At 46.0% G+C, this 13,625-nt stretch carries 12 protein-coding genes; 8 read left to right on the forward strand and 4 right to left on the reverse strand.

The window, feature by feature from the left end:
- The first annotated feature begins 233 nt into the window (after positions 1-233).
- The 3 genes from ACQQ6X_RS01025 to nadE all read left to right on the forward strand — a co-directional run bounded on the left by ACQQ6X_RS01025 (position 234) and on the right by nadE (position 3,462).
- Positions 234-1,973 carry a two-component system sensor histidine kinase NtrB gene (locus tag ACQQ6X_RS01025; RefSeq protein ID WP_305167688.1) on the forward strand — a complete coding sequence of 580 codons (1,740 nt, stop codon included), beginning with the start codon at positions 234-236 and terminating at the stop codon, positions 1,971-1,973.
- Between the two features lie 142 nt (positions 1,974-2,115).
- Positions 2,116-2,550, forward strand: a complete 435-nt coding sequence (locus ACQQ6X_RS01030) for a BrxA/BrxB family bacilliredoxin (protein WP_305167689.1) — start codon at positions 2,116-2,118, stop codon at positions 2,548-2,550.
- Between the two features lie 102 nt (positions 2,551-2,652).
- A complete protein-coding gene (gene nadE / locus ACQQ6X_RS01035) occupies positions 2,653-3,462 on the forward strand; it encodes an ammonia-dependent NAD(+) synthetase (RefSeq protein ID WP_013369390.1) in 810 nt (269 codons plus the stop codon).
- A gap of 91 nt (positions 3,463-3,553) precedes the next feature.
- On the opposite strand, the gene ACQQ6X_RS01040 is transcribed toward nadE, so the two are convergent.
- The gene (locus ACQQ6X_RS01040; protein ID WP_305167691.1) at positions 3,554-4,381 is read right to left on the reverse strand and encodes an alpha/beta hydrolase family protein; all 828 of its coding nucleotides are present in this window, start codon (positions 4,379-4,381) and stop codon (positions 3,554-3,556) included.
- A gap of 183 nt (positions 4,382-4,564) precedes the next feature.
- Between ACQQ6X_RS01040 and acpS the strand changes: the two genes are divergently transcribed.
- Both acpS and mutY read left to right on the forward strand, forming a co-directional pair.
- Positions 4,565-4,969, forward strand: coding sequence for a holo-ACP synthase (acpS, locus tag ACQQ6X_RS01045; protein ID WP_305167692.1), 405 nt, complete (start codon positions 4,565-4,567; stop codon positions 4,967-4,969).
- A gap of 4 nt (positions 4,970-4,973) precedes the next feature.
- Positions 4,974-6,206: an A/G-specific adenine glycosylase gene (gene mutY, locus ACQQ6X_RS01050; RefSeq protein WP_305167693.1), complete on the forward strand. Its 1,233-nt coding sequence runs from the start codon at positions 4,974-4,976 to the stop codon at positions 6,204-6,206.
- A 93-nt stretch (positions 6,207-6,299) separates the two neighbouring features.
- Here the strand turns inward: mutY and ACQQ6X_RS01055 are convergent, their stop codons facing one another.
- The gene (locus ACQQ6X_RS01055) at positions 6,300-7,121 is read right to left on the reverse strand and encodes an AraC family transcriptional regulator (protein WP_305167694.1); all 822 of its coding nucleotides are present in this window, start codon (positions 7,119-7,121) and stop codon (positions 6,300-6,302) included.
- A 174-nt stretch (positions 7,122-7,295) separates the two neighbouring features.
- On the opposite strand from ACQQ6X_RS01055, the gene ACQQ6X_RS01060 reads away from it, so the two are divergent.
- Both ACQQ6X_RS01060 and ACQQ6X_RS01065 read left to right on the forward strand, forming a co-directional pair.
- Positions 7,296-9,491: an alpha-galactosidase gene (locus ACQQ6X_RS01060; RefSeq protein WP_305167695.1), complete on the forward strand. Its 2,196-nt coding sequence runs from the start codon at positions 7,296-7,298 to the stop codon at positions 9,489-9,491.
- 24 nt (positions 9,492-9,515) lie between these two features.
- Positions 9,516-10,955, forward strand: coding sequence for a PTS transporter subunit EIIC (locus ACQQ6X_RS01065; RefSeq protein WP_305167696.1), 1,440 nt, complete (start codon positions 9,516-9,518; stop codon positions 10,953-10,955).
- Positions 10,956-11,040: 85 nt separating this feature from the next.
- On the opposite strand, the gene ACQQ6X_RS01070 is transcribed toward ACQQ6X_RS01065, so the two are convergent.
- On the reverse strand, positions 11,041-11,529 hold the full coding sequence (locus ACQQ6X_RS01070) for a DinB family protein (protein WP_149035393.1): 489 nt from the start codon (positions 11,527-11,529) through the stop codon (positions 11,041-11,043).
- 405 nt (positions 11,530-11,934) lie between these two features.
- On the opposite strand from ACQQ6X_RS01070, the gene ytaF reads away from it, so the two are divergent.
- Positions 11,935-12,585, forward strand: a complete 651-nt coding sequence (gene ytaF, locus ACQQ6X_RS01075; RefSeq protein WP_430493520.1) for a sporulation membrane protein YtaF — start codon at positions 11,935-11,937, stop codon at positions 12,583-12,585.
- A 158-nt stretch (positions 12,586-12,743) separates the two neighbouring features.
- On the opposite strand, the gene ACQQ6X_RS01080 is transcribed toward ytaF, so the two are convergent.
- The gene (locus ACQQ6X_RS01080; RefSeq protein WP_305167698.1) at positions 12,744-13,358 is read right to left on the reverse strand and encodes a superoxide dismutase; all 615 of its coding nucleotides are present in this window, start codon (positions 13,356-13,358) and stop codon (positions 12,744-12,746) included.
- Positions 13,359-13,625 lie beyond the last annotated feature (267 nt).

The following is a 13,625-nucleotide window of genomic DNA, read 5'->3' on the forward strand; positions in this document are numbered from 1 at the left end:
CATCATATCGTAATACCGTCTCTTTAGATAGTCTCTAAGCACGGTAGCTGCGTATATTTTCTATTTATTCAGGATAAGAGAATGGCGTAAAAACGATTCTTTTATCTATATCCGGTATTTAGCAAAATTTGTCGTTCTGCACCGGGATTTTAACACATATATTGTAATATATTGTAGCCTGTGCTTTAATTCAACTAACGGCGTCAAGGAAAGATGATGAGGGGGAGAAGTCCTTGTTAATTGCGTTGAAGGAAAGTGTGCTCCAAGTTCTCCTTGCCGTTATATCGGCGGGTTTTTTCTCTATATTAACGGATTATGGGGACAAGAAAAAGGTTTGGGCAGGCCATCTGCTTCCCGGACCTCATCAAGGAATACTTTATCTGTGTTGCTTGCCAGCCATATTGCTATGCTCGCTTTTTCAATACCAGCCTCCATATGGCCTACCTTCCAATCTCGGTATTATTCCCCTTGCTGTGGGTGTCATGTACGGTACACGTCGCACTTCCTTCGTACTCGCTGCTTCTGCATTGACGGGTGTCCTAATTATAGCGCAGTCGATAGAAATGTCCCCAATGTATGTGGGCACTGCTTTTATCCTTTTTCCTTTTATGCTACTGCATGTCAAGTTTTTTCAAAGAGGGACACTGTTGGACAAAAAGCTCCTGATTTTCACATACGTTGTGGCTGATATGCTGCTTAAGGCTTTGTTACCGCTATTGTGGGGCAAACAGAACATTTCGATATACATTCCTGATCTACTTACAACGTTATGGGATGTTGCTGTAGGTGTATTGGCGAGTTTTGCAGTCGTAAGTCTGATGCATAATTCATTTGAGAAACTGACGTTGCGGCGAAATGTAACTGAGTTTACGAGCAAATATTTAATTGAAGTGGATAAGCTGCGTCAAGTCATGGATTTGATGCCATTATCTCTGGTTACTTTGGACAACGAAGAACGAGTTATACATATGAACAAAACAATGCTGGAACTCTACCGGGACTTCGATCCCTATATTACGTTGCCTGAGGTAGTAGGTCGTCCTTTAAACTCGTTGTACGGTTTTTGTACTTCGCCTGTAGTCAACGAACGGGTTGCGAAAGCGTTGGAAGGAGAAGCAGGTGCTGATCTAATAAATGTATCTCCCAAAGTATTCTTCTCCAGTTTCCTCCCTATTCGGGATAAGCATAAAAATCGAACGACAGGTGTCATTATCGCCTTGCAGGACATCACAGAGCTGGAGACGCTGCGCAGTGAGTTGGGCAATTTCGAGAGGCTAAGTCTGGTTGGACAGATGGCCGCAGGCATTACTCATGAAATCCGTAATCCGATGGCAGTTGTGCGCGGGTTTTTACAACTTATGCGCGAAAAAAGCCCTGATTCTCTAGGCAATTATTACCGTATCGTGATGGAGGAGCTGGATCGGGCGAACGGAATTATTAATGATTTTCTTTCTCTGGCCCAGAACCGGATTGTCGAGAAGGAGCAGTGTCATTTGCACGATATCATTCGTGAACTAACGCCTTTATTGTGGGCCGATGCGAACCTGAGGGGACAGACGATTGAGTTAAAGCTGGAGGACCATGTGACAAGGCTGCATCTGAACCCTAAGGAAATCAAGCAATTGTTGCTTAATTTATCGCGTAATGCGATGGAAGCTATGGGGGAGAAGGGAGTACTGACCATTTCTACTCATGAGGAAGGGGATTTTGTCGAACTGGAAGTGAAGGATACCGGTCCGGGAATTCCACAAAAACAGCTTGAAAAGCTGTTCCAGCCTTTTTACACCACCAAAACGAAAGGTACAGGTCTGGGTCTGGCCTTATGTCAAAGTATAGTGGAGCGTCATCACGGTACGATTGACGTAGATTCAGTGGAAGGAATGGGCACACAGTTTAAAGTCCGTTTGCGCAGAACCATTCCGACTTATCGTGAGCATTCAGAGACTCCTGTCATAAATACGGTGCAGAAATAATTATGCAAAGATGTAACTCGATTTTTTGCAAATTACGTGAAAAAGATTGTATAATGGGCATTAGATGTCCATGCCTTTACTACGGCAAAGGATGAAATTAGAAACGTAGTATACATGATTTATTGAAAAGGAGTGAAAGAATATGTCTATGTCTTTCGATCAATATATGAAAGATTCAGTTCAGCCTATGCGCGATGAACTGACGAATCTTGGGATTCAGGAACTGCGTACTTCTGAAGATGTGGAGGCCAAGCTGCCTGATGCTAAAGGTACAGTGCTGGTGGTTGTGAACTCGGTATGCGGTTGTGCCGCAGGCCAATGCCGCCCAGGTGTAGCTGAAGCGCTGAAGCATGATGTTACGCCGGATCATCTGTACACGGTTTTTGCCGGTCAGGACAAGGAAGCAACGGCAAAGGCACGCGAATTTTTCGCGCCGTATCCGCCATCTTCCCCTTCGATCGCGCTGTTGAAAGACGGCGAGCTGGTTCACTTCATCGAGCGTCATCAGATCGAAGATCGTTCGGCAGATCAGATTGCTGCTGATTTGACGGGTGCATTTGACCGTTTTTGCCGGTAAGACTGCTCAAGCTATGCCCCCGCATTTTTCGCCTGCGAAACTTGCCGGGGCTTTTGCATGTTGGCTTGTGAAGGAAATTCCTAAAAAAGAGGTGCTTATCTGATGAGTTTGCAGGAACAGATTATTGCTGAATTGGGAGTACAGCCTACGATCAACGTAGAGGCGGAGGTCCGCAAGCGTGTGGATTTCCTCAAATCGTACGTAACAAAAACAGGAAGCAAAGGACTGTTGATTGCCATTAGTGGCGGGATTGACAGTGCCGTAGCAGCAGCCTTGTGCAAGCAAGCTACAGATGAGTTGACACAGGAGCAAGGGCAAGAATATAAGACGTTGGGTGTATTCCAGCCATATGGTCAACAGGAAGATATCGAGCACAGCTACGCAGTGGCCAAAGCGTTCAACCTGAAATATGCCGGGGAAACGAACATTAAGGAAGCCGTGGATACGATTGCCGTGGAAGTGGAGCACACATTAAAGGATATCGGTCTGGAACGTTCCATTACTCCGCAAGTGAGAGGGAATGTAAAGGCAAGAACACGTATGGTGGTTCAGTACGCACTCGCGAATGAACTGAACCTGCTCGTCGTGGGTACAGATCATGCTTCAGAAGCCATTACGGGCTTTTATACCAAATGGGGCGATGGTGCGGTCGATATTACACCGCTCAGCACGCTCAACAAACGTCAGGTGCGTTTGCTGGCCAGCTATCTTGGAGTTCCGCAGGCTATTTTGGACAAAGCGCCTACAGCAGGATTGTGGGAAGGCCAGACGGATGAAAAGGAACTGGGGATCTCCTACGAAGCAAACAGCGACTACCTGGAAGGCAAGGAAATTGACCCGGCGGCCCGCGAAAAGCTGGAAAGCTATTTTACACGTACAGCGCATAAGCGGACAAGCATTCCGGGCGTGTAGGTATTTATCATTTGGAATTGTAAAATGCTTAAGTAAATAAAATGCGGCGATCCGCCCGGCGGATCGCCGTTTGTATTGAAGGGGCTACCGTTTAATTGACGATCCAGTCAATGAAGCGGCGGGTTTCGGTAATCGCCTGATCCAGTTGAAGACTGCCACCCTGAAATGGGTGAACGGTGTTAAAGGTATGATTGCCGCCTTGAATCTGTACCCACTCGATGTCGGGACGGACGGATGTGAGCTGGGCAGAGCCCTCCCGTAGACGTTTGGAGTCTTCGGTTCCCTGGATAAGCACAGCTGGGAGCTGGCTGTTGGCAAGCCTGTCTACAATGGCAAAACGCTCGCGATTGCGTTCCAGGTCGTCCAAAATGACGACATCCAGCGGAAGCTGTTGTCCGGTTCTGGCGTTCTGCACATAGCTGCGCCCCTTGGCACGCATTTCTTCTTTTTGCGGTAAGGTAAACAGATCAAGATTGGTTACGCCATTCCATGAAATGACGCCCGCAATCTCGCCGGGATGATCTAGTGCATATACAAAGCAGCTTCCCGCACCTCGGCTATGTCCTAACAGAAACAACGGCAATTCTCTGAATTCCTGGCGTGCTCTCAGATTGGACAGCAATACATCCAAATCCTCTTGTTCGCGGCTATAGGTGTTGCGTGCGAACTTTTCCAGCTCGGTAAAATTCTCCAGATCCTCACCTATGCCGTTATGTGAAAAATTGAAGGTCACCACATGGTTATCCATACTCAATGCTTCTGCTATAAAGGGGAACATCCCCCAATCCTTAAATCCTTTGTAGCCATGAGCGATGACGAGCAGGCTCTTGGCCGTATGTTTAGCGGGAAACCAGGAGGCACGGATCACCGCATCTGTTCCTGCATCGGTACCTGCTTCAACCACAATGCTTTCTGACATCCTATCCTTCCTTTCTACAGGGAGTTTTTAAACTGGCATGTCGGCGAATTTTGAAGTATTCACCGAATGCCTCTTTCATTTTAACATATATTGGTGACGCTTTTACGCCTGTGTGACTCGCCAGGGTGTGAATGCACTGTTACAATAGATCCAGTAAAGTAAAAAAGGACGGGGAATACCCAAATGATCTACGGAATTGGACATGATGTGCTGGAAATAAGCCGTATGGCTCATATTTTGGCAGGTAAATATGCAGATGCATTTTTAAAACGGGTATTGACCCCGGCAGAACGCGAGCTTGCAGCGGAGCGCAAGGGAAGGCTAGCGGAGTTCGTAGCAGGGCGCTTTGCCGCGAAGGAAGCAGTGACGAAAGCCTTTGGCTGTGGAATTGGGCAAATCATCGGTTTCAGCGATATGGATATTTTACCTGAACCGGGGGGGAAGCCCGTAGTTTATTTGTCTTCGTCTGCATGGGATCGACTGAAATTACCGAATATGGGTGACTTGAATTACAGCATTCACTTAAGTATCACACATCAGCCTAACATTGCCTCTGCTTTTGTGATTGTCGAATATAAGGAGACGTGATGGGATGACTACAAATACATTGGAACAAAAGCGTTATTTTAGCTTCGAACTGTTAAATTGGTATACACGTAACAAACGCGATTTGCCGTGGCGCCGCCATCGCAATCCTTTTTATATCTGGATCTCGGAAATTATGCTTCAACAGACACGTGTCGATACAGTTATTCCGTATTTCAATCGCTTTATTGCACGTTTTCCGACGATTGAAGCGCTGGCGGAAGCGCCCGAGGAGGATGTGCTCAAGCTGTGGGAAGGGCTAGGGTATTATTCGCGGGCCCGGAACTTGCAAACTGCAGCGAAACAGGTAGTTGAGCTTCACGGCGGGCAGGTGCCAGATGATACGCAGGCTGTGGCGGCACTGAAAGGTGTAGGCCCATATACGACGGGGGCCATTATGAGCATTGCCTTTAATCGACCAGAGCCTGCTGTGGACGGGAATGTGATGCGTGTGCTGTCGCGTTATTTCCTCATTGAAGAGGATATTATGAAGGGCAGCACGCGGTCGCATATGGAAAGCCTAGTCAGGGAGCTGATTCCCGAAGGGAGGGCTTCTGATTTTAATCAGGCGCTGATGGAACTGGGGGCGCTAGTCTGCACGCCAAAGTCGCCTCATTGTCTGACCTGCCCGGTCATGGAGCATTGCTCGGGCAGGCTGGCAGGCCGCGAGGAGACGCTGCCAGTCAAAACAAAAGCGAAGCCGCCGCGGCTGGAGCCTCGCTCCGTCGCCCTTATCGAGGGCAGCGGCGACAACGCAGGCCGCCTGCTTGTGCGCCAGCGCCCGGCCAAGGGCCTGTTGGCCCGCATGTGGGAGCTGCCGCATGAACTTGCCGGACCGGAGGGCTACAACGGTCCGGTGCCCGATGAGCCAGCCATGGATCATCTGGCAGCTCATTTGTTGGCAGAGGGCGTGCATGCGCGCCCGGTGCGGTATGTACGTGAGGCGGAGCACACGTTCAGCCACATTCACTGGAACCTGCGTGTGTTCCAGTGTGAAGAGGTCGCCGCCCCTGCCGGGAAGGCGGGCGAACAGCCGCTGGCTGCCGAGCAGCGGGCCAGCTATAGCACCACGGCGGCGAAGTCGGGTGCGTTGGTAGCGCTGGCAGACCAGGCGAGTAGCGCCTTGCCAGCGGGGTACCGCTGGATCAGCGAGGCGGATATGTCCACCATGGCGTTTCCCAAGGTGTTCCTGGATCTGATCACCGAGTATTATGCAAAGCAAAAAGAGAACGGATGTTAATAAAATAGCGGCAGTATGGACATTAGGTTGCTCCATACTGCCGCTATTTTTTTCTGGTCTAGAAATTTCTAACTTATTTGCAAACAAAGCGCATTATTTTTGGTGATTTTTTCGGTATTCGGATGGAGTCATCTTGTTGACTGTTTTGAACATTTTTGAAAACAGCAATACATCTTTGTATCCTACTGATCGAGCAATATCTCCGATTTTAAGCGAAGTATTTTTTAAGAGAGAGCATGATTTTTCAATCCTCAAATGCAATAAATATTCCTGCGGTGACTTATTGAGTTGCTGTTTGAATAAACGATGCAAATACGAACGGTCTATTGAAATGTACTTGGCAATGTCACTTACGGTAATGAAGTGTGAATAGTTCTGCTGAATGAAGAGAAGCGCTTCTTTAATATACCGCTGCTGTCTTACCTCATTGTTGACTTCCTGATTAGGATAAAGTTCAAACATCAGATACAGAAATTCATACAGTTTGGAAGCGAGCAACAGGTCTTTGTTGGATTTCAGAGTAGAAGAGACGACGATACTTTCCATACAGCGGGCCAGGCTGCCCTCCGCTTCAAACCGGAAAATGGGATTGTCCCTATGAATACAGGTCCGGCTTAGATATTCTTTTGCTTGCATTCCATTAAAACCAATCCAGGCATATTCCCATGGGTCGACTTCATCGGCTTCGTAGTAAATTAAAACCTTCGGCTCAATAAAGAAAGCATCGTTTTTCTCCAAATGATAGATTTTATCGTTGACTTTAAAGGTCCCTTTTCCTTTTAAAATAAAATGCACCATATACCCGCTTCGTATGGCTGGACCATAAGCGTGTTTGCTGGTACAGCTTTCTTTGCCACAGGTGTATAAATTGAGAACTAGATTGTTATAGGAATGATTGGAAAAGTGCGCACTCATTTGTTTTCACCTCTTAATTCATCTCTGCATATTATCACACCGTTTCATATAGAGTCTACATTATTCCATATAATTATTAAAACTATTCCATTATGATTAGGGTGTAAGAAATAAGGAAACAACATAATTTATATTTTTTGAAAATATTACTATCGGCGCTACAAGGGGGTCACTATGGCTATAATCATCGATAAAGAGAAGCTTTTATTCCATTTACAAGGCAGCAATACAAGTTATGTCATGCAGGTTATACGAGATGGTTATTTAGCCCATCTGTATTGGGGAAAGAAAATTCAGAACTATCGGGGAAGCAATAAAATCATCTTTATGGATAGAGGATTTTCACCCAATCCGGATGGGGCGGATCGAGCCTTTTCACTGGATACCATTCCACAAGAATATCCTTCATTTGGAAATAGTGATTTCAGGATTCCTGCGTATCAGCTTCAATTGGAGAATGGCTCTACGGTGACAGATTTTCGGTATAAAGAACATCGGGTTTACCAAGGCAAGCCAAAATTGAAAGGGCTTCCTTCTACGTATGCGGAGGATGATGGCGAAGTAGAAACACTGGAAATCATCCTTGAAGATCCATTAATTGAGGTAAAGATTGTACTATCCTATAGCCTACATCAAAAGTGGGACGTCATTACCCGTTCAGTCCGTTTTGATAATGAAGGTCAGCAGCAGCTAAAACTGCTTAGAGCGTTAAGTGCTAGTGTGGATTTTCGAGATGATGAATATGAACTCATTACCTTGTACGGTGCGCATAATAATGAAAAAAATATAGCAAGGCGAAAAATTTTACCCGGAATTCAAATGGTTGACAGCTGCCGTGGCGCCAGCAGCCCTCATCAGGCACCCTTTATGGCGCTTGTAAGAGAAGGGACAGATGAAGATCAGGGCGAAGTATACGCCTTTAATCTGGTGTACAGCGGGAACTTTACGGCTCAGACGCAGGTAGATTCCTATCGGAACACACGAGTCACGATGGGGATTAATCCTTTTGATTTTACATGGCTGCTTGGACCGGAGGAGTCGTTCCAAACGCCAGAAGTGGTTATGGTATACACCGAAAATGGCTTGGGCGGCATGTCGAGAATTTATCATGATTTATACAGAAACAGATTATGTCGTGGACCATTTCGTGACAAGGAACGACCGATCTTGATTAATAACTGGGAAGCCACCTACTTTAACTTTGATGCCGACAAGATTGAGCAGTTGGCGAAGGAAGCTCAAAGTGTAGGAGTGGAGCTGTTTGTATTGGATGATGGATGGTTTGGGAAACGAGATGATGACAAGACTTCATTAGGCGATTGGGTGGTGGATCGTCGCAAACTTCCAGATGGGTTGCCGGATCTCGCCAATCGTATTCTAAATCTGGGTATGGAATTTGGTTTGTGGTTTGAACCTGAGATGGTATCCATAGACAGCGATTTATACAGAAAGCATCCCGATTGGTGTATCCATGTCCCTGATCGTCCGTATACGCTGGGAAGAAATCAGCTTATGTTGGATTTATCGAGGAAGGAAGTGTGTGAGTACATCGTTAAGTCGGTTTCCGATATTTTATCGGACGTTCCAATTACTTATGTAAAATGGGACATGAATCGTCACATGACAGATGTGGGTTCGGCCGCCTTGCCACCTGAGAGACAAAGGGAGACGGCGCATCGTTATATCCTGGGACTCTACAGTATTATGGAAGAGCTTACATCGAAGTTTCCCCATGTCTTATTCGAAAGCTGCTCTAGTGGAGGGGGCCGTTTTGATGCCGGTATGCTCTATTACATGCCTCAGACCTGGACAAGTGACAATACGGATGCCATTTGCCGATTGAAGATTCAATGGGGGACAAGTCTTGTCTACCCTCCGATTACGATGGGCGCACACGTCTCCACCGTACCCAACCATCAAGTGTGTAGAATAACGCCACTGGAGACCAGAGGTTATGTCGCTATGGCCGGGAATTTAGGATATGAGCTGGATTTGACGACATTAACTGTTGAAGAAAAAGAAGTGGTGAAAAAGCAGATAGCTCTATATAAGGAAATGAGATCGCTCATTCAGTTTGGGAATTTCTACAGAATCATTAATCCGTTCGATGGAAATGAAGCTGCATGGAGCTTTGTGTCAGAGGATCAATCAGAAATGGCGGCCAGCTATTTCAAGGTTTTATCTCAACCCGCTGCCGCGATTAAAACGTTAAAATTCAAAGGTCTGAATCCAGACTACGTATACAGAAATATAGAAACTGGTGAGCTGTTCGGCGGTGATGAATTAATGCATGTAGGCATAACGCTGGCCAGGGTGAAGCAGGACTTTTTGGGCCTGTTCTGGAGATTTGTTAAGGAAGACATCATCTGATGCAGCTAGAGGAGGTTTTGCTAGATGGAAGCAAAAGAAAAGCAGTACAAGCAAATTTCACAAGAAATTTTAAAATATATCGGTGGTGAAGAGAACATCATCGGTGTGGCCCATTGTGCCACAAGATTAAGAATTGTACTTAAAGACAATGAAAAAGCGGAATTAAAAAAGATTGAAGAAGTTGATCTGGTTAAAGGCGTGTTCATAGCGGGGGATCAGCTGCAGATCATTTTTGGAGCAGGGCTGGTCAATAATATCTATGCCGTGTTCTCCAAACTGACCGGAACAGAAGATATGTCATTAAGTGATGTCAAATCGAAGTCCGCACAAAAGCAAAATCCTTTTCAAAAAGCGATTAAATCGCTGTCAGATGTCTTTATTGAGATCATGCCGGGAATTCTTGCTGCTGCATTGTTAATGGGGATCACTGGGCTGCTAGGTCAGAAGGGGCTATTTGGTCCCAAGTCGATTGTGGAGATGTATCCAATTTTCCAAGGGATCAATCGCTTTGTTCAAATCGTTTCCACAGGTATTTTCACCATCCTGCCACTGCTTGTTGTTTATTCAGCCACCAAGAGATATGGCGGTCGTCCAATTCTGGGGCTTGTACTGGGTGCAATTATGCTTCATCCGGCCTTGGCGGACGCCTTTGAGGTAGCTAAAGGGAGCCAAAGCCCGGAATCGATCAGTCTTTTTGGTCTTCCCGTTCAGTTGGTTGGATTTCAGGGCGGTATCATTATAGCTCTGATGATGGGGTATGTGGTAGCCAAATTGGATCAGTTTTTTAACAAAAAGGTTCCAGACATGATTAAATTGTTTTTGGCTCCTTTGCTGACGGTCTTTGTTTCTTCCCTGCTATTGTTTACGATTATCGGTCCTCTTGGGCGAGAGCTAGCCAGTCTGGTCACGGTTTCGTTGCTTTGGATGACGCAAAACCTGGGAATATTCGGCTTTATGTTTTTTGCAGGCATTCAGCAAATTATCGTTATTACAGGGTTGCATCATGTTATGGGTGCGGTAGAAGCCCAGCTGTTAACCGATACAGGCAGAAATTTTATCAACCCGTTGGCATCAGTCGCTTTGATGGCACAAGGGGGCGCCGTTTTGGGATATGTTCTTTTGAATCGCAAAGATACCAAGGTTAAAGAACTGGGTTACTCTGCATTCGGGTCTGTACTTTTTGGAATCTCGGAACCCGCGATCTTTGGGGTCACTTTGAAGTATAAGTTCCCTCTGGTTGCTGGATGTCTCGGAGGAATGGTTGCCGGAGCCTATGTATATTTAAGCAAGCTGACAGCTATTGGATTCGGAACCACGGCTCTTCCCGGCTTTGCAATTGCAGCGTCAGAGAATCATGGTCATATGAATTATCTTATCGCCCATCTTATTGCCCTGTTATGTGGAGCATTATTCACATTGGCTTACGGTGTGATCAGGAATAAGAAGTCAAAAGCAATATCTTAAGAAATGAATCGAAGGTTATGAATAAAAAGGAGTAGAAGGAGCTTGAAGGCTCTTTTCTACTCCTTTTTAATTGCAGATATCATACCTATATGGATGGATCGCTCTCAATCAGCCCTTTGCCAATTACATTGGCTGAAACCGGGGCCTTGCCGAGCTCACGCGACCATACGGACAACTGTCCGATATGATGAATTTGGTGGGCAATGACATGGCGCATCACCTCGCCCCAGGCATCGATCGCAATTCTGCCGTCCGGGCGGTGATCTTCAAACCTTTTTCGTTCCAGACCTTCATGCCAGGCGAGGACGAATGGCTCCACGTCGAGTCGAAACTTCGCGTCCAGCTCACGGACTTTATCCAGGGTATTATGCTGAGAGAAGTCCTCCTGGAAATCAGGTTTGCCTTGAATGATTTGAACCCAGCTCCATTCTACATCAACAATATGAAAGAGTGTTTTTAGAATGCTACCAGCCCCGCCGATACGTTCTTTCAGCAGTTCCTCCTGCGGCACCTCTTCACACCAGCGGTACCATTGTTCTCGAACCATCCAGTTATAACGAAAAAAAGTCTGCACCCATCAACCTCCAGAGTCGTATTAGAGAATCATCTCCACCAGTTTACCATGGAATGCCAAAACAGCTAGTAGATATCGTTCAGCTGGTTCTCATGATTAGGGGGGGACGTGGGCGCCATAACCAGCAGCTTGGAAGAGTCGAGCGGAGGAACATCAAGATGAAGGGCAAAAGCATCCAAATGTTCAAGCGGCGCTTAGCTTGCGCATAGACGAAGAACGTTCTTTCAGCAAGGAGGCCAGTATCTCGCCCAGTTGGCGTTTCTCTTCTCATCGGACATTGCAGTTCGCCTCACCTGATGTTGATCAGAATGTTGAGGAAATCTCAACATTTTTTTAGATGGATGAACACCTAATTGCAACATGCTCAATAGTATGATTGTAAACAGACAACAAGGAGTGATAAAGATGGTTACTTGGATTTTAATTTTTGGCTTAGCCGTATTATCTAGTCTGGATAATTTGGGAGTTGGAATATCTTATGGGATTCGAAGGATTCGTATTAACCATGTATCAAATTTAATCATTGCGGTCATCTGTTTCATCCTTAGTATGCCAGGGATCATATCCGGTCAGTGGCTGGCGGAGGTTCTTCCAGGCATATTACCCGTCCTGATCGGAACGTTATTGCTATTCATTGTCGGTGCCCGCATTATTCTGCTGGCTGTACCGCGTAAGAAGCAGAAACCCAGCCAGAACAGTGAAGAAGCCGGGGAGGCTGCGTCAAGCGGATCACTCGAAGAAGTTCTACAAAATCCCGAAACCGTGGATAAAGACAAATCAAGTTCTATAGGAACCCTTGAAGCAGCGGTGCTGGGGATTGCACTTGCCGCTAATGCCGTTACAAATGGGATTGGTGCAGGTATGATGGGGCTGTCACCAATTGCGATCTCTCTGACTGCGGCAGGCGGCAGTTATATCACAGTTTGGCTTGGTGTAACCTTGGGGAAAAAAATGTTGTCGATTCGTATCGGCTCATTCACATTACGTCAGTTCAGTACACTTTTAAGCGGAATTATCATTATTTTGATTGCCTGCAAATCTTTATTTGATAAGTGAGCGCAGTTTTATCAAAACTGTATCGTGTGGCGATAGCGTAACATGGCCTTTTGTAGAATAAGAATAGGTGATTGGCGAAAAAAAGGGCTGTCTCATTTGTAGAAAATCTACTTTTGAGACAGCCCTTCATGAGCTCGGATAAGAATGTTGCTACTGGCTTATTTCTTTGCAGCCTCGTAACGTTTGTTGACTTCATCCCAGTTGATTACATTGTAGAAAGCTGCAATGTAGTCTGGGCGTTTGTTTTGATATTTCAGGTAGTAAGCATGCTCCCAAACGTCCAGTCCAAGTACTGGAGTCAGACCTTCGAACAGCGGGCTATCTTGGTTTGGAGTGCTAGTGATCGCCAATTTGCCGTCTTTGCCGACAACCAGCCAAGCCCAGCCGCTACCAAAACGAGTTGTAGCTGCTTTAGTGAAGTCTTCTTTAAATTTGTCATAGCCGCCCAGTTCGTTGCTGATTGCTTCAGCAATTGCACCCGTTGGCTGTCCGCCGCCGTTAGGACCGATAACTTCCCAGAACAGACTGTGGTTGTGGTGTCCACCACCGTTATTGCGAACCGCAGTGCGGATGCTTTCAGGAACGCTGTCCAGATTGGAGATCAGATCCTCCAGGCTTTTGCTTTGCAGTTCAGGAGCGCTCTCCAGAGCTGCATTTAAGTTCGTAACATATGTGTTATGGTGACGATCATGGTGAATTTCCATTGTCAGTGCATCAAAGTGTGGTTCCAGTGCGTCTTTTGCGTAAGGAAGTTCTGGTAATTGAAATGCCATAATAAAATCCCTCCTGGTTATATGGTTGGGTAAGTGTTCCTATGTAATAATACCCTCGATAGTTATATTAAACCGCATTCAGCCTATTTTTTCAACATTTTTGTTTGTAAAATACCAAACTGGACATTAGGGCCTGGTAGATAGCATGTCCAAAAACGCAATTGGAATACATCATACATAGGTAATAAGAGGTAAATTGTGAACATTAAAATGTAAACGCTTTATATACAGCGCTTACATGAGAAAAAGGGATGTATTCCGTCAAAA

This window comes from Paenibacillus ottowii (assembly GCF_050516475.1).
In the GTDB taxonomy this organism is placed as follows: Bacteria; Bacillota; Bacilli; order Paenibacillales; family Paenibacillaceae; genus Paenibacillus; species Paenibacillus ottowii.